The sequence below is a fragment of the Microbacterium sp. NPDC096154 genome (assembly GCF_040302945.1).
In the GTDB taxonomy this organism is placed as follows: Bacteria; Actinomycetota; Actinomycetes; order Actinomycetales; family Microbacteriaceae; genus Microbacterium.
Genome location: NZ_JBEOSM010000001.1, coordinates 391,482 through 414,007, shown reverse-complemented (window position 1 = coordinate 414,007; position 22,526 = coordinate 391,482). Strand labels below are relative to the sequence as shown.

Genomic DNA, 22,526 nt, shown 5'->3' with positions numbered 1-22,526 from the left:
CCGTGTGTCGGGATGACTCCGCGTGCCTACAGCGATCGCGTCTCCGGACCACATCGCGGCATCCACTCCCATCGGTCCCTTTCGAGGGCGGAAGTGCGCCGGGCACCAGGCTCGCCGGTCGATCGACCGGCAGATCAACCGCAATCGGCATGCGCCGCCTCGCGAGGCGCGCCATGCCCGGAATCAAGGAGACAGACCATGGCTGTGGTCACCATCCGCCAGCTGCTCGACAGCGGCGTGCACTTCGGACACCAGACCCGTCGGTGGAACCCGAAGGTGAAGCGCTTCATCCTCACGGAGCGCAGCGGCATCCACATCATCGACCTGCAGCAGTCGCTGACGTACATCGACAAGGCGTACGACTTCGTCAAGGAGACCGTCACCCGCGGCGGCACCGTGCTCTTCGTCGGCACCAAGAAGCAGGCCCAGGAGGTGCTCGCCGAGCAGGCGACCCGCGTCGGCCAGCCCTACGTGAACGAGCGCTGGCTCGGTGGTCTGCTGACCAACTTCCAGACCGTGTCGAAGCGCCTCGCGCGCATGAAGGAGCTCGAGGAGCTCGACTTCGACGACCCGGCCGGCACCGGCTTCACCAAGAAGGAGCTGCTGCTCAAGAAGCGCGAGCTGGACAAGCTCCACAAGTCGCTCGGCGGCATCCGCAACCTCACCAAGACGCCCTCGGCGCTGTGGGTCGTCGACGCCAAGCGCGAGCACCTCGCGATCGACGAGGCCAAGAAGCTGGGCATCCCGGTGATCGGCATCCTCGACACGAACGTCGACCCCGACGACCTGCAGTACCCGATCCCGGGCAACGACGACGCCATCCGCTCGGTCTCGCTGCTGACGCGCATCATCGCCGACGCCGCCGCCGAGGGCCTGCAGGCCAAGCACAACCCCGAGGGCGACGCCGAGCCGCTGGCCGAGTGGGAGCGCGAGCTCCTCGAGACCCCCGCCGAGGCTCCTGCCGAGGCCGAGGTCGCCACCGAGGCGCCCGCCGAGGCCGAGACCCCGGCCGCCGAGACCACCGAGAAGTAAGTCGTCCGGGTCCGATCCGGATCCACCGAACCTGAGGAGCCAGAACCCATGGCCAACTTCACCATCGCCGACATCAAGGCGCTGCGCGAGCAGCTCGGCACGGGCATGGTCGACACCAAGAAGGCGCTCGAGGAGGCCGACGGCGACGTCGAGAAGGCCACCGAGATCCTCCGTCTCAAGGGCGCGAAGGGCAACGCGAAGCGTGCCGACCGCTCGACGAGCGAGGGCCTGGTCGCGTCGCGCGAGGTCGACGGCAAGGTCACGCTGATCGAGCTCGCCTGCGAGACCGACTTCGTCGCCAAGAACGACCGCTTCATCGCGCTGGCCGACAAGGTCGCCGACGCTGCCGCAGCGGTCGCCGCCGACTCGGCCGAGGCCGCCCTGGCCGCCCCCGCGGGCGAGCAGACGGTCGCCGAGCTGATCTCGGACGAGGCCGCCATCATCGGCGAGAAGGTCGAGCTGCGTCGCGTGCGCACGCTGGAGGGCGATGCCTTCCAGGTGTACCTGCACAAGACCAGCAAGGACCTCCCCCCGCAGGTGGGTGTGGCCGTCGCCTACACCGGTGACGACGCCGAGACCGCTCGCAGCATCGCGCAGCACATCTCGTTCGCGAACCCGTCGTACCTGACGCGCGACGAGGTCCCCGAGGCCGAGGTCGAGAAGGAGCGCACGCTCGTCACCGAGCTGACGCGCCAGGAGGGCAAGCCCGAGGCCGCCCTCCCGAAGATCGTCGAGGGTCGTCTGAACGCCTACTTCAAGCAGGTCGCCCTGCTCGACCAGGCGTACGCGAAGGACGACAAGCAGACCGTCAAGCAGGTGGCCGACGCCGCCGGCATCACGGTGACGGGCTTCGTCCGCTTCAAGGTCGGCGCGTAACAGCGTCGCAAGGGGGCTCGGATCCACGGATCCGGGCCCCCTTTCCGCGCCACCGGTCCAGGTGGTGCGCCCCCATAGACTGAACCGACCGGGTGAGCGCGAAGCGTGCGCGTGCGGGCGGCGCGAGTGCGCCCGCCCTCTCACGCCCGATGGAGTGAAGCGACAGCGTCTGGCGCGGCGAGCGGCACCCGCAGGGTGCCCGAGCCGGGCGAGGTGCGTGAGCAGGAGAATACTGTGATCCATGAGAAGACCGGACGCCGCCGCGTCCTGCTGAAGCTGTCGGGCGAGGCCTTCGGCGGCGGTCAGCTGGGTGTGAATCCGGATGTCGTGAGCCAGATCGCGCGCGAGATCGCAGAGGCGAGCGACAGCGTCGAGATCGCGATCGTCGTCGGTGGCGGCAACTTCTTCCGCGGTGCCGAGCTGAGCCAGCGCGGCATGGACCGAGGACGTGCCGACTACATGGGCATGCTGGGCACCGTGATGAACGCGCTCGCGCTGCAGGACTTCCTCGAGCAGGCCGGAGCGGCCACGCGCGTGCAGTCGGCGATCGCGATGACGCAGGTCGCCGAGCCGTACATCCCGCGTCGCGCGGAGCGTCACATGGAGAAGGGGCGCGTCGTGATCTTCGGCGCGGGCGCCGGCCTGCCCTACTTCTCGACCGACACGGTCGCGGCCCAGCGCGCGCTCGAGATCGGCGCCGACGAGGTGCTCGTGGCCAAGAACGGCGTCGACGGCGTGTACACCGCCGATCCCCGGACCGACCCGACCGCGACCAAGCTGGAGACGGTGAGCTACGCCGACGCCCTGGTGCAGGGGCTCAAGGTCGTCGACTCGACCGCCTTCAGCCTCTGCATGGACAACCGGATCGACATGCGGGTGTTCGGCATGGAGCCCGCCGGAAACGTCACCAAGGCACTGCGGGGCGAGAAGATCGGCACGCTCGTCACCGCCTGACCCCCCGCGGACGCCCGTTCGGGCGTGATCTCGGCGCCCGCCGGAGCGCTGCGCTCCCAGACCGTGCACATCCGGCACACTAAACTCTGCTGTACCACCTGATGAATGGAGTCACCGTGATCGCGGACGTCCTGGCCGACGCCACCACTCGCATGGATCGCGCCGTGGAGGCGGCGAAGGAGGACTTCGCGACGGTCCGCACGGGACGCGCGAACCCGCAGCTGTTCCAGAAGGTCCTCGTCGACTACTACGGCACGCCCACGCCGCTGCAGCAGCTCGCGGCGCTGGCCAATCCCGAGGCTCGCACCCTGATCGTCACGCCGTACGACAAGTCGGCTCTCAAGGCGATCGAGGACGCCATCCGCGACATGCCGAACCTGGGAGCGAACCCGACCAACGACGGCAACCTGATCCGCATCACGATGCCGGAGCTGACCAGCGAGCGCCGCAAGGAGTTCGTCAAGCTCGTGCGCTCGAAGGGCGAGGACGCGAAGGTGCGCATCCGCGGCATCCGGCGGCAGATCAAGGACGACCTCGACGCCCTGCGTGACGAGATCGGCGAGGACGAGATCGTGCGCGGCGAGAAGGAGCTGGACGCCATCACCAAGGCGCACGTCGACAAGATCGACGACGCGCTCAAGCACAAAGAGGCCGAGCTTCTCGAGGTCTGAGCCCATGAGCGACGTTCCCGAGGCTGGAAGGGGCGCCTCCGATCCGTCGCGGCCTGGCCCCGTGCCGCCGGAGCCCGCGCCGTCGGAGGCGGCGCCGTCGGAGGCTGCGCCGTCGGAGGCTGCGCCGTCGGAGGCTGCGCCGACGCGTGGTGAGCACGCCGCCGCCTTCCAGGCGCGCATCCGTGCGGCACGCAGCGAGTTCGAGCAGCACGCGGCGCACGCGCGCGACCAGTTCGACGAGGCGAACGAGCGCATCAAGGAGCGCACGGGGCGCGATCTCATCCGCGCCGTCGTGCTCGGGCTCGTGATCGGTCTGATCACGCTGTCGTCGCTGATCTTCGTGAAGTGGACGTTCGTGCTCTTCGCGCTGGCGGCGGTCGGGTTGGCGGTCTTCGAGCTGTCGCGTGCGCTGCAGGCGGGCGGTCGCCGCGTCGACCTGGTGCCGCAGCTGGCTGCCGTGCCGCTGCTCATGGTGTCGGGATACCTCGGCGACCCGTTGCTGCACTGGTCGATGCTGTTCGCGTCGCTCGCGTTGATCATCGTGTGGCGCCTGCTCGCGCAGATGGCCGCGCAGGATGGGCGCGTCTACGCCGATGTGCTCGCCGACGCGGTGGTCGGGGCGTTCATCGCCATCTACGCGCCCTTCCTCGCGAGCCTCGCGCTCGTGCTGCTGCGAGAGCCGGGCGGTCAGTGGTGGGTGCTGGCGTTCATCATCCTGGTGGTCATCGCCGACACGGGCGCCTATGCGGCAGGGCTCGCGTTCGGACGGCATCCGATGGCACCGCGCATCAGCCCGAAGAAGACGTGGGAGGGCTTTGCCGGTGCCGTGCTCGCCTCGCTCGTGGCAGGTGCGCTGCTGGCGCAGTTCATGCTGGGGCTGCCGTGGTGGACGGGGCTGATCATCGGCGGCGCGCTCGTGGCCACCGCCACGGCGGGTGACCTCGCGGAGTCGATGCTCAAGCGCGACCTCGGCATCAAGGACATGAGCTCGTGGCTGCCGGGGCACGGTGGCGTGCTGGATCGTCTCGACAGCATCCTGCCGTCGGCGACCGCGGCCCTCGCCCTCCACCACCTCCTGGCTCCGCTGGGGATGTCATGAGCGACGACGACCGCGCGCAGCCGTTCCCCGTCGCCCAGGGGCGCGAGAAGGGCTATGACCGTGAGGCGGTCGACGCGTTCCTCGACGCCGCCCGCCGGTCGTTCGAGCTCGGCACGGATCGTGACGGGACACGCGTGCTGGATGCGCGCGCCGTGCGCGAGGCGGCGTTCCCTCTGCGGCGTGGCGGATATCAGATCGCCGCCGTGGACGCGGCGCTGAGCCGGGTCGAGGACGCGTTCGCCGCCCGCGAGCGCGAGCGCGCCATCGCGACGGTCGGACCCGAGGCGTGGGTCGAGCGCGCGCGCGCCGACGCGCAGGTGATCCTCGACCGGATGAGCCGCCGACCCGGCGAGCGATTCGACCGCGTGGGCATCCTGGCCTACGGCTACGCGCCCGACGAGGTCGACCTGGTGACCGACCGGCTGACCCGTTACTTCGAGTCGGGGGAGCCCGTCACGGTCGAGCAGGTGCGCGCGGTCGCGTTCCGTTCCGTGCGCGGCGGTTATCGCGAGGAGCAGGTCGACGCCCTGCTCGATGCGGTGGTCGACGTCATGCTCGCGGTGCGCTGAGAATCGATCACGATTCGATCACGAACGGCGATGACATCCTCGGGGTGTGAAGGGTAGACTTGGCGGACTGTGACTTCCGCCTACGAGACCCGAACCCGCGAGACGGCCCAGTCCACCCAGACACTCACGCGTCGCGACGCGCGCGCGATGGCCACCCGCACCCCGACTCCCGCCCCGACGCGGCTCAGCCGCCGGCGGGGCGTGCTGAACGCCTTCGCCGGTGTGGCGGCCTTCGGCTTCCTGGCCGCCTATCTGGTTCCGACGACCGCCGCCTTGGCGGAGGGCGTGCCCGCCTCTTCGTTCGACGCCGCCGCGTCGGATGCCCAGGTGTACGTTGCCGCGGCGGACCTCTCGCCGGCGGGCAGCATCCAGTACGGCACGTACGCGGTGCAGCTCGAGGCGCAGGCCGACGGCACGCCGCACCCCAAGGCGTCGCGCGACGAGTGGGCCGCGTATGCCGAGGGCGAGGGCATCGAAGTGCCCGCGGAGGCGACGCGTGAGGACATCGTGAAGCTCGTGGCCGAGGCGAAGGCCGAAGCGGAGGCCGAGGCGCAGCCGCCGGCCGCGCAGCCCGCCTCGTCGGGCGGCGGCTTCGCGGCGCCGTTCTACTCGGGTGGCGGCGCGCCGGAGGAGTGGATGGCGGCCGCCGGCATCGCTCAGAGCGACTGGGGCTACGTCGACTACATCGTGTCGCGCGAGAGCGGCTGGAACCCCAACGCGACCAACCCCTCGTCGGGTGCGTGCGGTCTCGTGCAGGCGCTGCCCTGCAGCAAGGTCCCCGGTGGCGGCTACAACCCGGTTGCGAACCTGCAGTGGGCCAACGGCTACGCGGTGGGCCGCTACGGCAGCTGGGCGAACGCGTACGCGTTCTGGACCGCCAACCACTGGTGGTAGGCCGCGCGTCATGCCCCGCTCGCACCGTCGTCGCCGCGAGGATCGCGACGACGACTCGCTCGACCGCCTGATCGCGGGATGGCGGCGTACGGAGACGCGCCGCGGCCGCGAGTACTCGGTGCAGCCCGTGTCGGGTGCCCGATCGGAGAAGAGCTACGCGTGCCCCGGCTGCGGCGGCACGATCGGCATCGGAGTCGCCCACGTGGTGGTGTGGCGCGAGGACGGCGTGCTGGGCGCCGCGGCCGACCTGGCCGCGCGTCGCCACTGGCACACGCACTGCTGGAGGACGGCCTGACGGCCGGGGAGGACGCTGCACATGGAGATCCGCGGAGCCGCACTGCTTCCCGCACGGCGCGAGGACATCGAGCTGCACACGAGCGACGGGCTGACGCTCGTCGGGGAGCTGTCGCTTCCCGCGGAACGTGAGCCCGTCGCCACGCTCGTCACCCTGCACCCGCTGCCCACGCACGGCGGCTTCATGGACTCGCACATCATCCGCAAGGCCGCGGCCCGCCTTCCGGCGCTGGCAGACCTGGCGGTGCTGCGCTTCAACACGCGCGGCACCACGTCGCCGCGAGGCACGAGCGAGGGCGCCTTCGGCGACGGTGTGGCGGAGGAGGCCGACGTGGCCGCGGCGATGGCCTTCGTCTCGGAGCGAGGGCTGCCCGACCCCTGGCTGCTCGGCTGGTCGTTCGGCACGGAGCTCGCGCTCAAGTACGGGCTGCGCCACGACATCCGTGGCGCGATCCTGCTGTCGCCGCCGCTGCACCGTGCGACCGACGAGGACCTGCGCGCATGGGCCGGAGACGCGCGCCCGCTGGTGGCGCTCATCCCCGAGTTCGACGACTACCTGCGCCCTGCCGAGGCTGCCGAGCGCTTCTCGGCGATCCCGCACATCCGGCTCATCGACGTCGAGGACGGCAAGCACCTCTGGGTGGGGGAGAAGCAGACCTTCCGGGTTCTGAGCGAGATCGTGGGCGTCGTCAACCCCGCGGCCCTGCCGCTGCCCACGCAGTGGCCGGGCGACTGACGGCGCGGTGCTCCGCGGGTCAGCGCTCGTTCATGCGCGGGATGACGACCTGGCGGTAGATGATCAGGATGCTCGCCGCGACCGGGATGGCGATGAGCGCGCCGAGCAGTCCGAGCAGGGCGCCGCCGGCGAGCGCCGCCACCACGACCACGCCGCCTGGCACCGACACGGCGCGGCTCATGATGCGCGGGGAGAGGACATACGCCTCGATCTGCATGTAGATGAGGTAGTAGATCGCGGCGATCAGCGCGGTGGTCGGCGACCCGAGGCCGGGCACGAGGCAGGTCAGCGCGATGATCGTCGAACCGGTCAGGGTGCCGACGAGCGGGATCATCGAGCCCAGGAAGGCGACGACCGCGAGCACGGCCGGGAAGGGGGCGCTGATGATGTTCAGGAACACGATGCTCAGCACGCCGTTGATGAGCGCGAGGCTCATCTGTCCCATGACGTAATAGCCGACGGAGTCGGTGATCTGGTCGCCGAGAGACACGAACGTCGGCCGCTTGGAGGCGGGCGCGAGCTGGTAGATCGCTCGCTTGAGCGAGGGGGTCGAGGCGGTGAAGTAGATCGTCAGGATGATCACGATGAACGCGCCGAACAGACCGTTCACGACGCCGAAGGTCGCGCCCACGACGCCCTCGCTGATGGTGTCGATGTTGCCGAGCAGCCAGTCGTTGACGTTCAGGAAGATCCCGTCGATGTCGAGCGTGGGGAAGATGCCGAGCAGCCACTGGCGGAGATCCGTCTGCCACGTGCCCCGGTTGACGATGTCGGTGACGGCCTTCACGAGCTGCCCGACCTGCGCGACGAGGACCGGCAGGATGATCAGCACGATGCCGGTGAAGAGCCCGAGAACCGCCACAAGGGTGGTGAGCACGGCAGCCCAGCGGGGGAACCGGTGACGCTCGAGCCAGGAGACCACCGGGTCGAGACCCAGGGCGATGAACAGCGCCGTGCCGACGTAGAGCAGGATCGTGGAGAGGGATTGAACGCTCTGGAGCAGGAGGATGCCGAGACCGACGCCGAGGGTCGCGACCAGTGCGACCCGGAACGGGTTGTGGATCTTCAAGCGTCCTCCTCAGGGCGTGGTCTGTGACGCAAGGATATGGGCCCCCGGCCGCCCAGCCGCGCCATGACCTGCTCCTGGGCGACATTCAGACCGTGTTCGCTAGTCTGGAGAGTCGAGTGCTGAGACCCGCCGCCCGAGCCGGGGGTCGTGTGAGGAGTCGGATTCGTGCGTTTCGTCTGGGCGGTCATCGCCTTCGTGCTCGCAGCCGCGCTGATCGGCGCCGGCATCGCGCAGCGCACCGTTTTCCTGGGGCCCGACAGCGCGAGCACTCGCGTCGAGATCGAGGAGGAGCAGCCGTACATCCTCGTCGACGCCGAGGTCTTCCGCGCCCACACCGGGACGCAGACGCTCGAGGTCTCGGGTGCGGAGCAGGTCTTCGTGGCGTACGGGCGCACGGCCGACATGGAGGCCTGGCTCTCGGACGCCCCCTATAACCACGTCACGCTGAACGACGCGGGCGAGGCCGTGACCGAGTCGGTGCCGGCCGCAGAGCCCACGTGGGAGGGCCCCGAGTACCCGGGTCGCAGCCCCGCGGGGTCTGACCTGTGGCTCGAGGAGCACTCGGCGGAGAACGAGTTCAGCAAGCGACTGCAGCTGCCCGAGGGCGTGAGCGTGCTGATCGCGTCTGACGGCCACGCGCCCGCGCCGAGCGAGGTCTCCATCGTCTGGCCGATCTCCAATGCCACGCCCTGGGTGGGTCCGCTGATCGCCGCCGGGGCGCTGCTGCTGCTGCTGGGCGTCATCCTGTACGCGCTCGGCGTGCGGCATGTGCGCCGCTCGCGCGGTCCGCGCCGCAAGGGCACGGTGCTGCCCCCGACCGAGCCGATCGCCGTCGGACGGCGTGGCCGCCGCGGTGCCGTCACGGCCGGGCGGCCCGCCAAGGAGATCTCGACCGCCGAGGGCCCCGCGGCAGATGATGCCGCAGCCGACGGCGCCGCAGCCGACGGCGCGGCCGCAGACGGCGCCGCCGCAGAGCAGCCGAACGGCTCGGTCGGCGCCGGTGGTGCGGGCGACTCGGGCGAGCCGACGTCCTCCCCGGACGACTCGTCGAGCGGTCCGCGTCGTGGGGGCCGTCGCACACTGCTCGCGCTACCCGCGATGGGCCTCACCGTCGCGCTGCTCACCGGCTGCTCGCCCGACGTATGGCCGCAGTTCACGGCGTCGCCCACGCCGTCGCCCACCGAGACGGTGGTCGCTCCCGAGAACCAGCAGGCCCCCGCGATGACCGACGCTCAGGCCGAGAAGATCGTGGCCGACGTCGCCGAGACCGTCGCGGAGGCCGATGAGACGCGCGACGCCGACCTCGCGGCGACGCGCCTCGAGGGGATCGCGCTCCAGATGCGCGAGGTCAACTACCGCATCCGCGGCGAGGTCGACGACTACCCGGCGCCGCTGGCGATCCCGGGCGGTAGGGTGCGGATCCTGCTGCCCCAGGCCTTCGACGAGTGGCCGCGCACCGCGATGCTCGTGGTCGAGGAGGACGGTGCCGAGAACGCGCCGCCGAGCATCATGACGGTCAGCCAGGCCGACCCCTGGGCGCGGTACAAGGTCTCGTCCGTCGCGAGCCTGGAGGCATCGGCGGAGATCCCCAAGCTGGCGCCCTGGTACTTCGGGGCCGCGCTCGTGCCGCCGGACTCGTCGTTCCTGTCGATCCCGCCGAGCGAGCTCGGGGCGGCATACGCAGACATCCTCGCGAAGGGCGAGAAGAGCGAGTTCGCGACCATGTTCGACCTGGAGAGCGACACGTTCCGCGCGGCCGTCGAGGAGAAGCGCGCTGCGACGCTCGCCGAGCTGAACAAGACAGGCGAGGAGACCGCGTCGCTCGAGTTCCAGCAGGGCCCCGGGCCCGGCGAGCCGACGGCCCTCGCGACCCTCGAGAGCGGTGCGATCGTCGCCGTGACGGTCGACGAGGTCGACCTCGTGCGCTCGACCGCCGAGGGAGCGCTCATCAAGCTGGAGGGCGACCGCCCGCTGGTGGCCCTCACCGGTGAGGAGACCGTGCCGGGTGTGAAGACGACCTACACCGACCAGCTGTTCTTCTCCGTCCCCGCGCAGGGGTCGAGCGAGAAGATCCGTCTCCTCGGCTACTCGTCGGGACTCCGCGACGCGGAGATCCTCGAGACCGAGGGATGAGCCGCCGCCGTTGCAACGACCGCATCCGTCGAAAGGTGATCGATGAGTGACGCCGCCCCCTCACAGCTCAATGCCGCCGCCCTGCGCGGCGCCGTGGATCTGTCCGCGCTGAAGAACCGCCCGGCACCGCCCGCGCCGGGCGCGGGCACCGCCGGCCCCACGGGCGGCTCGTCGCTCGTCATGGACGTGACGGACGCGTCGTTCGGGGAAGTGCTCGAGCTGTCGCGCACTGTGCCCGTGGTCGTCGAGCTGTGGTCGGCCCGAGCGGGCGGCGCCGATCCCGGGCTGGAGCGCGCGGTGCGCGCCCAGGGCGGGCGCCTGGTGCTCGCGCGGGTGGACGCCGACGGCAATCCTCAGCTCGTGCAGGCTTTCCGCCCCCAGTCGATCCCGATGGCCATCGCGCTGGTGGCCGGGCAGCCGGTGCCCATGTTCGCGGGCGTGGTGCCTGAGGAGCAGCTCGCGCAGGTGTTCGCCCAGCTGCTCCAGCTCGCGGCGCAGAACGGCGTGACCGGTTCGATGCCGGCGGACGGCGCCGCCGAGGCGCCCGAGGAGCCGCCCCTGCCGCCCCTGCACGCCGAGGCGTACGCGGCCATCGAGGTGGGCGACTACGAGCGCGCCATCGCGGCGTACGAGAAGGCGCTCAAGGAGAACCCGCGCGACGAGGAGGCGCAGGCGGGGCTGGGCCAGGTGCGTCTGCTCGCGCGGGTTCAGGGAGTCGACCTGCAGGCGGCGCGGCGCGCCGCCGCCGAGGCGCCCACCGACGTCGCGTCGCAGCTGCTGGTGGCCGACCTCGACATCGCCGGCGGACACGTGGAGGACGCGTTCGACCGCCTGCTGGAGCTGTTCGCGGCGCTGCCGGGCGAGGAGCGCGCCCCGGTGCGGGAGCGGCTCGTGGAGCTGTTCGGCGTGGTCGGCGCGGCGGATCCGCGTGTGGCCCGCGCGCGGACGCGCCTGACGTCGCTGCTGTTCTGAGGCACTGGTCGTCCCTGCACGCGCGGTGATCCTGTGACCGTCTACCTCGACCACGCCGCGACGACGCCGCTGCGTCCGGAGGCGCGGGACGCCTGGCTCGAGGCGTCGCAGGCGGTCGGAAACCCGTCGTCCATCCACGGCGCGGGGCAGACCGCCCGCCGGATGCTGGAGGACGCGCGCGAGCGGCTGGCCGCGGTGCTCGACTGCCAGCCGATCGAGGTCGTGCTGACGTCGGGCGGGACCGAGTCGATCAACCTGGCGTTGAAGGGGCTGTGGTGGTCGCGCCCCCACGGGGCGGACGCGGTGGTGCTTCCCGACGGCGAGCACCACGCGACGCTCGATGCGGTGTCGTGGCTCCACGAGCAGCAAGGGGCACGGGTCGTGCCTGTCGCGCTGGACCGCGACGCGCGCATCCTGCCGTCGCGTTTCGCGGAGGCGCTCGATGCGGGGGCGGCCCTGGCCACGGCGCTGGTCGCCAACAACGAGGCGGGCACCGTCAACGACGCCCGCGCACTGGCGGAGGCCGCCGGCACGGCGGGCGTGCCGCTGCATCTGGACGCCGTGGCGGCATTCGGGCACCGGCCCGTGAGGTTCCGAGCGTGGCGGGGCCAGGCCGGCGGCGCCGCCGGCCTGGTCGCGCTGAGCGTCTCAGGCCACAAGATCGGCGCCCCCGTCGGCACGGGCGCCCTCGTGGTCTCACGTGACGCGGGGCTCACGGCCCTGCTGCATGGCGGGGGGCAGCAGCGTTCGCTGCGGGCGGGGACGCAGGATGTCGCGGGTGCGACCGCGCTGGCCGTGGCCGCCGAGCTCGCGGAGGCCGAGCGGGACAGCGAGGGGCGGCGGCTGGAGCGGCTGCGCGATCGTCTGATCGCCGAGCTGTCGGCGCGCATCCCGTCTGCCGTGCTGCTCGGGGATGCGGCAGACCGGCTCCCCGGCAGCGTGCACCTGCATCTGCCGGGCGCTCCTGGCGAGTCGCTGCTGTACCTCCTGGACATGGCGGGCATCGCGGTGTCCACCGGATCCGCCTGTCAAGCGGGCGTGCCCGAGCCGTCGCACGTCGTGATGGCGATGGGGTACGACGAACGGGCTGCGCGCCAGGTGCTGCGGATCACGCTCGGCCGCACGAGCACGGCCGCCGATGTCGACGCGCTCGTCGCGGCGCTGCCCGACGCGTATCGCCGTGCGGCGGGAGGCTGAACGCGGCCCGCGCCCAGGCGCGTCTTCCTAGACTGGAGCCATGCGCATCCTGGCGGCCATGAGCGGCGGAGTCGACTCCGCGGTCGCCGCTGCCCGCGCGGTGGACGCGGGGCACGACGTCGTCGGGGTGCACCTCGCGCTGTCGCGCGCGGGCGGCACGCTGCGCGCCGGCAGCCGCGGCTGCTGCACCATCGAGGACGCGATGGACGCGCGCCGCGTGGCCGACCGGCTCGGCATCCCGTTCTACGTGTGGGACTTCTCGGAGCGCTTCCGCGACGACGTCATCGACGATTTCGTGGCCGAGTACCAGGCGGGCCGCACGCCGAACCCCTGCATGCGGTGCAACGAGAAGATCAAGTTCGCGGCTCTCCTCGAGCGCGCCCTCGAGCTCGGATTCGACGCCGTCTGCACCGGTCATTACGCGATCCTGCGCCAGGGCGAGCACGGTCTGGAGCTGCACCGCTCGAGCGAGGAGGCCAAGGACCAGTCGTACGTGCTCGGCGTGCTCACGGCGGATCAGCTCGCGCACACCTACTTCCCGCTGGGCGAGACGCCGTCGAAGACGCTGGTGCGCGCGGAGGCCGAAGCGCGGGGGCTCACCGTGGCTTCCAAGCCGGACAGCTACGACATCTGCTTCATCCCCGACGGCGACACCCGCGGATGGCTGGCCGACAAGGTCGGCACCGCCCCGGGCGAGATCGTCGACCGCTCGGGGGCGGTCGTGGGGCAGCACGACGGCGCGCACGCCTTCACGGTGGGCCAGCGAAAGGGTCTGCGTCTGGGGGTGCCGGCGCCCGACGGCAAGCCGCGCTTCGTGCTCGAGGTGCGACCGGTCAGCAACACGGTCGTGGTGGGGCCGAAGGAGGCGCTGGCGATCGGCGAGCTGGCCGGCTCGCGCTTCAGCTGGGCCGGTGCCGCTCCGCTCCGCCCGGACGAGGGCTTCCGCTGCGACGTGCAGGTGCGCGCGCACGCGGATCCGGTGCCCGCCGAGGCCGTGGTCCGCGGGGGCGAGCTGATCGTGAGCCCGGATGAGCCGCTGCACGGCGTCGCACCGGGCCAGACCGCCGTGATCTACGCGGGAACCCGCGTGATCGGGCAGTGCACGATCGACCGCACCGTCTCCGCGGTCCCGGCCAGCGTCTGAGCCGCCGTCAAGCCCCGGGGGATGTCTCACCCGCTCCATAGACTTGGCGGGTGGCTGACGGTGCGAACGACCTCCCCGACCTGACCCTCGACGACCTGACCCTCGATGAGGCGCGCGCTGAGGCACGCGACCTCACCGAACGCATCCTGGAGGCGAAGGACGCCTACTACGGGCGCGACGTGTCGCTCGTCGACGACGCGACATACGACTCCTGGATGCGCCGGCTCGAGCATCTCGAGCGAGCCCATCCGGAGCTCCAGGGGCAGGACTCGCCGACGCAGGCGGTCGGTGCGGCCGACGGCACGGTCCTGGAGACCATCGAGCACGCCGAGCGCATGCTGAGCCTCGACAACGTCTTCTCGATCGACGAGCTGCGCGAGTGGGCGGCGAAGACGCAGGATGCCGCCGGTCGGAAGGTCGCGTGGCTCACCGAGCTGAAGATCGACGGCCTCGCGATCAATCTGCGCTACGAGGACGGCGTGCTGACGTCGGCCGCCACGCGCGGCGACGGTCGCGTGGGCGAGATCGTGACGGAGAACGCGCTGCGGCTCGCCGACATCCCCGAGCGGCTCTCCGGCGAAGGGCATCCCCGGATCGTCGAGGTGCGCGGCGAGGTGTTCATCCCCGTCGCCGCCTTCGAGAAGCTCAACGCCCTGCAGGCGGAGCTGCGCGACCGCGTCGTCTCCGACGCACGCGAGCGCGGGGTCGACGAGGAACGCGCGCAGCGGTCGGCCGCGCGACGCTTCCCGGCCTTCGCCAACCCGCGCAACGCGGCCAGCGGCGGTCTGCGGCAGCAGCTCGACAAGAAGTCGGGGCTCGAGCTCGAGGCAGGCCTCGCCCGCGTGAACTCTCTCCGCCTGTATGTGCACGGCATCGGCGCGTGGCCCGACCCGCCGGTCGCGGCGCAGAGCGAGGTGTACGAGCTGCTGCGGGCCTGGGGGCTGCCGATCAGTCCGCACCCGAAGGTGTGCGCCACGATCGACGAGGTCGTGAGCTTCGTCGAGCACTTCGGCGAGCACCGCCATTCGATCGAGCACGAGCTCGACGGCATCGTTGCGAAGGTCGACGAGCTGGCGCTGCACGACGAACTCGGCGCGACCAGCCGCGCGCCCCGGTGGGCGATCGCGTACAAGTACCCGCCGGAGGAGGTGCACACGCGGCTGCTCGACATCGTCGTCTCGGTGGGACGCACGGGCCGCGCCACACCCTACGCCGTGATGGCGCCCGCGCACGTCGCCGGATCGGTCGTGCGCCAGGCCACGCTGCACAACCAGGACGTGGTGAAGGCCAAGGGCGTGCTCATCGGCGACACGGTGGTGCTCCGCAAGGCGGGTGACGTGATCCCCGAGGTGCTGGGCCCCGTCGTCGAGAAGCGCGACGGCAGCGAGCGCGCCTTCGTGATGCCGACGGAGTGCCCCGAGTGCGGCACGCCGCTGCGGCCCATGAAGGAGGGCGACATCGACCTCCGCTGTCCTAACGCGAAGGACTGCCCCGCGCAGGTGCGCGGTCGCGTCGAGCACATCGGCTCACGGGGCGCCCTCGACATCGAGGCGCTCGGCGAGGTGACGGCGGCCGCTCTGACCCAGCCCGACGTCCCGGCCGATCCGCCGCTGCACACGGAGGCGGCCCTGTTCGATCTGACGCTCGAGCAGCTCGTGCCGATCGAGGTGGTCGTGCGCGATGCCGAGACCGGCGAGCGGCGGGTCGACGAGAAGACGGGCGAGTACGTGCGGCGCGCGCCGTTCCGGCGCAACCCCACGGCGGCGGAGCGCAAGCAGGGTCTGGAGGCACCGCAGCCCTCGGCCCAGGCGCTGGTGCTCATGGAGGAGCTGGAGAAGGCGAAGACCAAGGAGCTCTGGCGTCTGCTCGTGGCGCTGAACATCCGCCACGTCGGCCCGGTGGCGGCGCGGGCCCTGGCGACGTACTTCGGCTCGCTCGACGCCATCCGGACCGCGTCGGTGGACGAGCTCGCGGGCGTCGAAGGCGTCGGATCGATCATCGCCGAGTCGCTGCGTGAGTGGTTCGAGGTGGACTGGCACGTCGAGATCATCGATCGCTGGCGGTCCGCGGGCGTGCGCTTCGAGACGCCCGGGCACCCCGGTCCCGGCGCGGTCGCCGCGGCCGGAGGTGTGCTCGACGGGGTCACGGTCGTCGCCACGGGGTCGCTCGAAGGCTACACGCGCGAGGGCGCGCAGGAGGCCATCATGAAGGCGGGTGGCAAGGCCGCCTCCAGCGTCAGCAAGAAGACCGACTTCGTCGCCGCAGGTCCCGGTGCGGGCTCGAAGCTCGCGAAGGCCGAGCAGCTGGGGGTGCGGATCATCGATGCGGCGCAGTTCCACATCCTGGTGACCGAAGGGCCGGACGCCCTTCCTCCCGCGGCGGAATAGGCTCGAGAGATGGAACACCGCACTCTCGGACGCACCGGTCGCGACGTCTCGGTCATCGGCCTCGGCACCTGGCAGCTCGGAGCGGACTGGGGCGACGTCGCGCAGAGCGACGCGTTCGCGGTCCTCGACGCCGCCTACGCGGCGGGTGTCACGCTGTTCGACACCGCCGACGTGTACGGGGACGGCCGCAGCGAGCAGACGATCGGCGAGTGGCGCCGTGCCAACCCCGGCGCCGACGTCTTCGTCGCCACGAAGATGATCCGCCGCGCCGCCGCACCGGACCTCGCGCACGCGACGCTGGCCAACTTCCGCGACTGGACCGATCGTTCCCGCCGCAATCTCGGCGTCGACACGCTCGACCTGGTGCAGCTGCACTGCCCGACCAGCGACGTCTACGAGGCGGATCGAGTGTTCGACGACCTCGACACGCTGGTGGCGGATGGCGCCGTCGCCCATTACGGCGTCAGCGTCGAGACCGTTGCCGAAGCGCTGCGCGCCATCGAGCGCCCCGGGGTCGCGAGCGTGCAGATCATCCTGAACGCGTTCCGCCGCAAGCCCCTCGACGTGGCGCTGCCGGCTGCGGTGGAGGCCGGCGTCGGCATCATCGCGCGAGTGCCGCTCGCGAGCGGTCTGCTCAGCGGCCGGTACACGCGGGAGACGACGTTCGCCGAGAACGACCACCGCTCCTACAACCGCCACGGCGAGGCGTTCGATGTGGGCGAGACCTTCTCGGGTGTCGACTACGAGACCGGCGTCGACGCCGCTGCGCGGTTCGCCGGGCTGGCGCGCGGGGCGGGTCTGGAGCCGACGACGGCCGCCCTCGCATGGGTCGCGCAGCAGGCCGGTGTCACCACGGTCATCCCGGGCGCGCGCAACCCCGAGCAGGCGCGGGCCAACGCCGCCGCGGGTGAGGTCGGACCGTTGCCGGCCGACTTCCTCGACGCCGTTCGCGACCTGTACGACGAGTCGATCCGTCCGCTGGTGCACGACCGCTGGTGAGCAGCTCCGCCGGCCGACGGCGGCCGAGCTGCGGCTGCCGGCCGGGATCGAGTACGCGGCCGGGGTCGAGTGCGCGGCCGGGATCGAGTGCGCGGCCGGGATCGAGTACGCGGCCGACGCGCTGTTCGTGCAGTGCGAGCGGCCCGCACGGGCCCCTGTGCGCCACCCGGGTGAGAGCATCGTGGGCGGCCGCCGGCAGGATGACCCGCGCCGGCGTCTGCTACGCGCGCGCGTTAGCCGCGGCGTCGGCAGATCGCGACTTCGCGCTTCGGCGCGCGAGCGCATAGGTTGACCGGTGCGCACCGTCGCGCGCTGAGGTACAGGAGGTTCTTTCCCGATGTCCGCACACAGCTGGCTGATCGTCGCGCTGGTGATCTACTTCGCCGCGATGATCGCGATCGGCGTCTACGCCGCCCTGAAGACCAAGGACCATGAGGACTACATGCTCGGCGGCAGGAACCTGCCGCCCGCTGTCGCCGCGCTCAGCGCGGGGGCATCCGACATGTCGGGATGGCTCGTCATGGGTCTGCCCGGCGCGATCTACGCGACCGGTCTGATCGAGGCCTGGATCGCGATCGGCCTGACGATAGGCGCCTACCTGAACTGGAAGCTCGTCGCTCCGCGCCTGCGCGCCTACACGGAGGTCGCGAAGAACTCGATCACGATCCCGAGCTTCTTCGAGAACCGCCTGCGCGACCGGTCGCGACTGCTGCGCGTCGTGTCGGCCGTGATCATCCTGGTGTTCTTCACGCTGTACGTCTCGAGCGGCATGGTCGCCGGAGGGGTGTTCTTCGAGAGCGCGTTCGGCGGTGACTACCTCGTCGGCATGCTGCTGGTGGGCGGAGTGACGCTGGCCTACACGCTGTTCGGCGGCTTCCTCGGAGCGTCGTTCACCGACTTCGTGCAGGGCGTGATGATCCTGGCCGCCGTGCTCATCGTGCCCGTCATGGCTGTCGTCGCGCTGGGAGGCTTCGGCGAGGTGGGCGGGTCCGTGTCGCCGGCGCATCTCTCGCTGTTCGGCGGAGAAGCGGTGACCGGGATCACGATCGTGGCGATCGTGTCGTCGCTCGCCTGGGGCCTCGGCTACTTCGGGCAGCCGCACATCATCGTGCGCTTCATGGCGCTGCGTTCGGCGCGGGAGGCCAACACCGCGCGGCGCATCGGCATGGGCTGGATGATTCTGTCGCTGCTGGGGGCCGTCGCCGCGGGTTTCGTCGGCATCGCGTTCTTCGGGTCCGACGGGCTCGACAACCCCGAAACGGTCATCCTCGAGATGGCGCAGGCGCTGATGCATCCGCTCGTCGCGGGACTCGTCCTGTCAGCCGTGCTCGCGGCGATCATGTCCACGATCTCGAGCCAGCTGATCGTGACGTCGTCGGCACTGGTCGAGGACATCTACAAGGTGGTCGCCCGCCGTGCACCGAGCCAGCGCCTGCTGGTGCTGCTCGGCCGCGCGTGCGTGCTCGTCGTCGCGATCGTCGCGGTCGTGCTCGCGCTCGATCCGGACAGCTCGATCCTCGAGCTCGTGGGATTCGCGTGGGCGGGTTTCGGCGCGGCGTTCGGGCCGACCATCCTGCTGTCGCTGTTCTGGCGTCGCCTGAGCGCCGCGGGGGCGCTCGCGGGGATGATCGTCGCAGTGGTGACGGTGTTCGTGTGGCCGTTGCTCGGCACGGGGCTGTATGAGATCGTGCCCGGCTTCGCGCTCAACCTGGTGGTCGCGGCCATCGTCAGCCGCTTCACATACCGTCCCGATGCCGAGATCGAGGGCGAGTTCACCCGGACGGCGGCCATCGTGATCCCCACGGGACCGGGGCCCGAGCCCGACGCGATCACGCGGCCCTGACGCCGCCGAGACCAGACCGCCCTCCGGATGGATCCGGAGGGCGGTCTGGTCTGGCGTCAGTCCTTGCGGTGCCGTGGCTTGCGCGCCGGGCGGTCGTCGCGCCCCGGGCGCTCATCTCGGTCCCTGCGGCGATCGCCGTCGCGCGGGCCGCGACGACCAGGGACGCCGCGGTCGGGGCGGATCTCGATCAGGCGGCCCGAGATGCGCGTGTCGCGCAGCTTCTCGAGCACGCGGCGGTCGAGGCCGGCGGGCAGCTCGACGATCGAGAAGTCGGGGCGGATCGTGATCGCTCCGAAGTCGTCGCGCCCCAGTCCGCCCTCGTTGGCGAGCGCGCCGACGATCTGGCGGGGCTCCACACGGTGCCGGCGCCCGACCTCGATGCGGTACGGCTCGTAGTCCCCGCGCCCACGCCTCGCAGGGCGTGCGTCGCGCTCTCGCGTCTCGGACCTCTCCCGCGGCGGCCGGTTGTCGCGGGCGACGGCGGCGGCCAGCGCATCGTCCTCGGGCTGCAGCAGCAGCGGCTTCTCGCCCTGTGCGACGACCGCCAGGGCGGCGGCCACATCGGCCTCCGGGACGTCGTGGTTGCGCACGTAGTGCGCGATGATGTCGCGGAACTCGGCGATGCGCTCCTCGTCCTGCAGCGCGGTCGTGATCGCATCGTCGAACCGCGCGAGGCGCGTGGTGTTGACGTCCTCCGCGGTCGGGAGCTGCATCTGCGTCGGCTGCTGGCGAGTGGCCTTCTCGATGTGACCGAGCAGGTAGCGCTCGCGCGGCGTGATGAAGCTGATCGCATCGCCCGTGCGGCCGGCGCGGCCCGTGCGGCCGATGCGGTGCACGTACGACTCCGTGTCGGTCGGGATGTCGAAGTTCACGACGTGGCTGATGCGCTCGACGTCGAGGCCGCGGGCCGCGACATCCGTGGCGACCAGGATGTCGAGCTTCGCCTCCTTGAGCTGGTTCACGGTGCGCTCGCGCAGGTTCTGCGGGATGTCGCCGTTGATGGCGGCGGCCGAGTAGCCGCGGGCGCGCAGCTTCTCGGCCAGTGTCTCGGTCTCGTTCTTCGTGCGGACGAACACGATCATCCCGTCGAAGTTCTCGACTTCCAGGATGCGCGTGAGGGCGTCGACCTTCTGGGCGTAGGAGACGACGAGGTAGCGCTGTGTGATGTTGGCGTTCGTGGCGGTCTTCGCCTTGACCGAGATCTCCTCCGGATCGCGCAGGTACTGCTGCGCGATGCGCCGGATCTGCGGCGGCATGGTCGCGGAGAACAGCGCCACCTGCTTGTCCTCGGGTGTCTGCGAGAGGATCTGCTCCACGTCCTCCGCGAAGCCCATCTTCAGCATCTCGTCGGCCTCGTCGAGCACGAGGTAGTCGAGCTCCGACAGGTCGAGCGTGCCCTTCGCCAGGTGGTCCATCACGCGGCCGGGCGTGCCGACCACGATCTGCACGCCGCGACGAAGCGCCGACAGCTGCACGCCGTAGCCCTGGCCCCCGTACACCGGAAGCAGTCGGACATCCGGCATCTGCGCGGCGTACGACTCGAAGGCCTCGGCCACCTGCAGTGCGAGCTCGCGCGTCGGGGCCAGCACGAGTGCTTGGGGGATCTTGCGCGCCGTGTCGAGGCGCTGCAGGATCGGCAGCGCGAACGCCGCGGTCTTGCCGGTGCCCGTCTGCGCCATGCCGACGACGTCGCGGCCGCTCAGCAGCGTCGGGATCGTGGCGCGCTGGATGGGTGAGGGCGTCTCGTATCCCAGTTCGCGGATGGCCGAGAGCACCGAGCCGGTGATGCCCAGCTCCTCGAATCCAGGGGTGTCGGGAGAGTCGGTGGTGTCGGTCCGGTCGCTGTCTGCAGTGCTCACCTGGTCACGCTAGCGCGCGCACATGTGCATCCGCCGGTCGAGGCTCGCCCTCAGCGCGAGACGATCTGCTCGATGCGCTCCTTCACCTGGCGGCGCAGCACCTTTCCGATCATCGACTTGGGCAGCTCGTCGAACACGAAGATGCGGCGCGGCACCTTGTAAGGGGTCAGGATGCCCCGCACGTAGGCGCGCACCTGCTCGACGTCGACCTCGCGTCCGTCCTCGGGAACGACCGCCGCGACGACCTCTTCGCCGCTGCGCTCGCTGGCCAGCCCCACGACAGCCGCGTCGGCGATGTCGGGGTGCTGACGCAGAGCGCCCTCCACCTCCGTCGGCGCCACGTTGAAGCCGCCCGTGATGATGAGCTCCTTGATGCGGTCGACGATGCGCACGAACCCGGCCTCGTCGATCGTGACGACATCGCCGGTGCGGAACCAGCCGTCGACGAAGACGGCCTCGGTCTCCTCCGGCTTGCCGTAATAGCCCCCGAACACCTGGGGACCGCGCACCAGCAGCTCACCCGGCTGCCCGGGCGCGACATCGCGGCTGGGGTCGTCCGGATCGACCACGCGGCACTCCGTACCCGGAAGGGGCAGGCCGACGCTGCCCGCGACACGGTGCGTCGCGACCGGGTTCGCCATCAGCACGGGCGAGCACTCGCTCAGCCCGTACCCTTCGACCAGGAATCCGCCCGACTCCGCCTCGAACGGCTCGACGAGCGCGGGGGACAGCGCCATCGCGCCGGAGATGGCGATCTCGGTGCCGGCGAGGGAGACGCCGCGCTCCTGGGCGCGCTTGAGCAGGCGCTCCGCGATCGGCGGAACGAGCGGCAGGAAGGTGGCTGGGTGCTTCTTGACGACATCCAGCACCATGTCGGGGTCGAACTTGGGGAACAGCACCAGACGTGCGCCCATCGACATCGCGAACGTGAGGCAGAGGGTCAGGCCGTATGCATGGAACATCGGCAGCACCGCGTAGACGTTGGTGCCCTTGCCGCGCCGGATGGTCGGCACCCACGCCCGCGCCTGGGCGGCGTTGGCCAGCAGATTGCGATGGGTCAGGGCCGCGCCCTTCGGCGTGCCGGTGGTACCCGAGGTGTACTGGATGATCGCCAGGTCGTCGGTGGCGGGGCCGGGGTGCGACGCGGGCAGGGCGGCCGAAGCCAGCAGATCCTCCCAGCGGATCGCGCCGCGAACCTTCTCGGTCAGCTGCGCGCGGGACTCGCGCGCCTTGGGGATCGGCAGGCGCAGGGCCAGCCGCATCCCCAGGGGCATCGCGCGCGTCACATCGACCGACACCAGGGTCGAGACCGCCAGGTCCGCGGGGAAGTCCTGCACCGTGGCGACGACCTTGCTCCACACGATGGCGTGCTTCGCTCCGTGATCCTCGAACTGCTTGCGCAGCTCGCGGGGGGTGTAGAGGGGATTGTGCTCCACGGCGACGGCGCCGAGCCGCAGGATCGCGTAGAACGCGATGATGTGCTGCGGGCAGTTGGGCAGGATGATGGCCACGGGATCGCCCTTGCGCACGCCGCGCGCGTGCAGACCGGCGGCAGCGCGCTCGATCGCCGCGTTCAGCTCGGCATAGCTCGTCGTGCGCCCGAAGAACTGCAGGGCGGGGGCGTCGGCGAACTCACGTCCCGATGCGGCGACCAGGTCGGGGAGCGACCCGGCGACGGGCTCGAGGTCGGAGGGGACACCGGCGGCGTAGCTGCTCACCCAGGGGCGCGGCGGATCGTAGGTCGTCACGCGTCCAGCCTAGATCCGGGCGCGCGGGCCCGCGGAGCGGCACCACGTAG

Annotated in this window: 19 protein-coding genes; 16 read left to right on the top strand and 3 right to left on the bottom strand. The window is 71.1% G+C overall.

The annotated features are described in order from the left end of the window. The first annotated feature begins 198 nt into the window (after nucleotides 1-198). The 9 genes from rpsB (at nucleotide 199) to ABTW64_RS01955 (ending at nucleotide 7,125) form a co-directional block, all read left to right on the top strand. Complete coding sequence (rpsB, locus tag ABTW64_RS01995; protein ID WP_350618621.1) at nucleotides 199-1,032, top strand: 30S ribosomal protein S2; 834 nt, start codon at nucleotides 199-201, stop codon at nucleotides 1,030-1,032. A gap of 48 nt (nucleotides 1,033-1,080) precedes the next feature. Continuing rightward, on the top strand, nucleotides 1,081-1,908 hold the full coding sequence (gene tsf / locus ABTW64_RS01990; RefSeq protein ID WP_350618619.1) for a translation elongation factor Ts: 828 nt from the start codon (nucleotides 1,081-1,083) through the stop codon (nucleotides 1,906-1,908). 234 nt (nucleotides 1,909-2,142) lie between these two features. Beyond that, nucleotides 2,143-2,862: a UMP kinase gene (gene pyrH, locus ABTW64_RS01985; RefSeq protein ID WP_350618617.1), complete on the top strand. Its 720-nt coding sequence runs from the start codon at nucleotides 2,143-2,145 to the stop codon at nucleotides 2,860-2,862. Between the two features lie 116 nt (nucleotides 2,863-2,978). Further along, nucleotides 2,979-3,533: a ribosome recycling factor gene (gene frr, locus ABTW64_RS01980; protein ID WP_350618615.1), complete on the top strand. Its 555-nt coding sequence runs from the start codon at nucleotides 2,979-2,981 to the stop codon at nucleotides 3,531-3,533. Between the two features lie 4 nt (nucleotides 3,534-3,537). Beyond that, nucleotides 3,538-4,632, top strand: a complete 1,095-nt coding sequence (locus ABTW64_RS01975) for a phosphatidate cytidylyltransferase (protein ID WP_350618613.1) — start codon at nucleotides 3,538-3,540, stop codon at nucleotides 4,630-4,632. After that, nucleotides 4,629-5,201 carry a DivIVA domain-containing protein gene (locus tag ABTW64_RS01970; RefSeq protein ID WP_350618611.1) on the top strand — a complete coding sequence of 191 codons (573 nt, stop codon included), beginning with the start codon at nucleotides 4,629-4,631 and terminating at the stop codon, nucleotides 5,199-5,201. The genes ABTW64_RS01975 and ABTW64_RS01970 overlap by 4 nt, the downstream gene beginning before the upstream one ends. A gap of 69 nt (nucleotides 5,202-5,270) precedes the next feature. Next, nucleotides 5,271-6,095: an aggregation-promoting factor C-terminal-like domain-containing protein gene (locus ABTW64_RS01965; protein ID WP_350618609.1), complete on the top strand. Its 825-nt coding sequence runs from the start codon at nucleotides 5,271-5,273 to the stop codon at nucleotides 6,093-6,095. A 10-nt stretch (nucleotides 6,096-6,105) separates the two neighbouring features. Beyond that, nucleotides 6,106-6,390: an Rv1322 family protein gene (locus tag ABTW64_RS01960; RefSeq protein ID WP_350618607.1), complete on the top strand. Its 285-nt coding sequence runs from the start codon at nucleotides 6,106-6,108 to the stop codon at nucleotides 6,388-6,390. Nucleotides 6,391-6,411: 21 nt separating this feature from the next. Next, nucleotides 6,412-7,125, top strand: coding sequence for an alpha/beta hydrolase (locus ABTW64_RS01955; protein WP_350618605.1), 714 nt, complete (start codon nucleotides 6,412-6,414; stop codon nucleotides 7,123-7,125). A 19-nt stretch (nucleotides 7,126-7,144) separates the two neighbouring features. Here the strand turns inward: ABTW64_RS01955 and ABTW64_RS01950 are convergent, their stop codons facing one another. Then, entirely contained in the window at nucleotides 7,145-8,194 is a 1,050-nt protein-coding gene (locus ABTW64_RS01950) for an AI-2E family transporter (RefSeq protein ID WP_350618603.1), read from the bottom strand. A 165-nt stretch (nucleotides 8,195-8,359) separates the two neighbouring features. Between ABTW64_RS01950 and ABTW64_RS01945 the strand changes: the two genes are divergently transcribed. From ABTW64_RS01945 to putP, 7 genes are all read left to right on the top strand, one after another. Then, complete coding sequence (locus ABTW64_RS01945; protein WP_350618601.1) at nucleotides 8,360-10,327, top strand: DUF8094 domain-containing protein; 1,968 nt, start codon at nucleotides 8,360-8,362, stop codon at nucleotides 10,325-10,327. 42 nt (nucleotides 10,328-10,369) lie between these two features. Beyond that, a complete protein-coding gene (locus tag ABTW64_RS01940; protein WP_350618600.1) occupies nucleotides 10,370-11,299 on the top strand; it encodes a tetratricopeptide repeat protein in 930 nt (309 codons plus the stop codon). Nucleotides 11,300-11,332: 33 nt separating this feature from the next. Beyond that, a complete protein-coding gene (locus ABTW64_RS01935; RefSeq protein ID WP_350618598.1) occupies nucleotides 11,333-12,496 on the top strand; it encodes a cysteine desulfurase family protein in 1,164 nt (387 codons plus the stop codon). Nucleotides 12,497-12,536: 40 nt separating this feature from the next. Beyond that, complete coding sequence (mnmA, locus tag ABTW64_RS01930) at nucleotides 12,537-13,640, top strand: tRNA 2-thiouridine(34) synthase MnmA (RefSeq protein WP_350618596.1); 1,104 nt, start codon at nucleotides 12,537-12,539, stop codon at nucleotides 13,638-13,640. A 50-nt stretch (nucleotides 13,641-13,690) separates the two neighbouring features. After that, nucleotides 13,691-16,027: an NAD-dependent DNA ligase LigA gene (gene ligA, locus ABTW64_RS01925; RefSeq protein ID WP_350618595.1), complete on the top strand. Its 2,337-nt coding sequence runs from the start codon at nucleotides 13,691-13,693 to the stop codon at nucleotides 16,025-16,027. A 9-nt stretch (nucleotides 16,028-16,036) separates the two neighbouring features. Continuing rightward, nucleotides 16,037-17,026 (top strand): aldo/keto reductase, encoded by a 990-nt coding sequence (locus ABTW64_RS01920; RefSeq protein ID WP_350618593.1) that lies wholly within the window; start codon nucleotides 16,037-16,039, stop codon nucleotides 17,024-17,026. A 337-nt stretch (nucleotides 17,027-17,363) separates the two neighbouring features. Next, the gene (gene putP / locus ABTW64_RS01915) at nucleotides 17,364-18,869 is read left to right on the top strand and encodes a sodium/proline symporter PutP (RefSeq protein WP_350618591.1); all 1,506 of its coding nucleotides are present in this window, start codon (nucleotides 17,364-17,366) and stop codon (nucleotides 18,867-18,869) included. A 56-nt stretch (nucleotides 18,870-18,925) separates the two neighbouring features. Here the strand turns inward: putP and ABTW64_RS01910 are convergent, their stop codons facing one another. After that, nucleotides 18,926-20,728: a DEAD/DEAH box helicase gene (locus ABTW64_RS01910; protein WP_350618589.1), complete on the bottom strand. Its 1,803-nt coding sequence runs from the start codon at nucleotides 20,726-20,728 to the stop codon at nucleotides 18,926-18,928. 50 nt (nucleotides 20,729-20,778) lie between these two features. Then, a complete protein-coding gene (locus ABTW64_RS01905; RefSeq protein ID WP_350618587.1) occupies nucleotides 20,779-22,476 on the bottom strand; it encodes a long-chain-fatty-acid--CoA ligase in 1,698 nt (565 codons plus the stop codon). Nucleotides 22,477-22,526 lie beyond the last annotated feature (50 nt).

Bases quoted from the DNA above. Each gene is read 5' to 3' on its own strand.
- rpsB (WP_350618621.1), top strand. From the start codon at position 199: ATGGCTGTGGTCACCATCCGCCAGCTGCTCGACAGCGGCGTGCACTTC.
- tsf (WP_350618619.1), top strand. From the start codon at position 1,081: ATGGCCAACTTCACCATCGCCGACATCAAGGCGCTGCGCGAGCAGCTC.
- ABTW64_RS01975 (WP_350618613.1), top strand. From the start codon at position 3,538: ATGAGCGACGTTCCCGAGGCTGGAAGGGGCGCCTCCGATCCGTCGCGG.
- ABTW64_RS01970 (WP_350618611.1), top strand. From the start codon at position 4,629: ATGAGCGACGACGACCGCGCGCAGCCGTTCCCCGTCGCCCAGGGGCGC.
- ABTW64_RS01960 (WP_350618607.1), top strand. From the start codon at position 6,106: ATGCCCCGCTCGCACCGTCGTCGCCGCGAGGATCGCGACGACGACTCG.
- ABTW64_RS01955 (WP_350618605.1), top strand. From the start codon at position 6,412: ATGGAGATCCGCGGAGCCGCACTGCTTCCCGCACGGCGCGAGGACATC.
- ABTW64_RS01940 (WP_350618600.1), top strand. From the start codon at position 10,370: ATGAGTGACGCCGCCCCCTCACAGCTCAATGCCGCCGCCCTGCGCGGC.
- mnmA (WP_350618596.1), top strand. From the start codon at position 12,537: ATGCGCATCCTGGCGGCCATGAGCGGCGGAGTCGACTCCGCGGTCGCC.
- ABTW64_RS01920 (WP_350618593.1), top strand. From the start codon at position 16,037: ATGGAACACCGCACTCTCGGACGCACCGGTCGCGACGTCTCGGTCATC.
- putP (WP_350618591.1), top strand. From the start codon at position 17,364: ATGTCCGCACACAGCTGGCTGATCGTCGCGCTGGTGATCTACTTCGCC.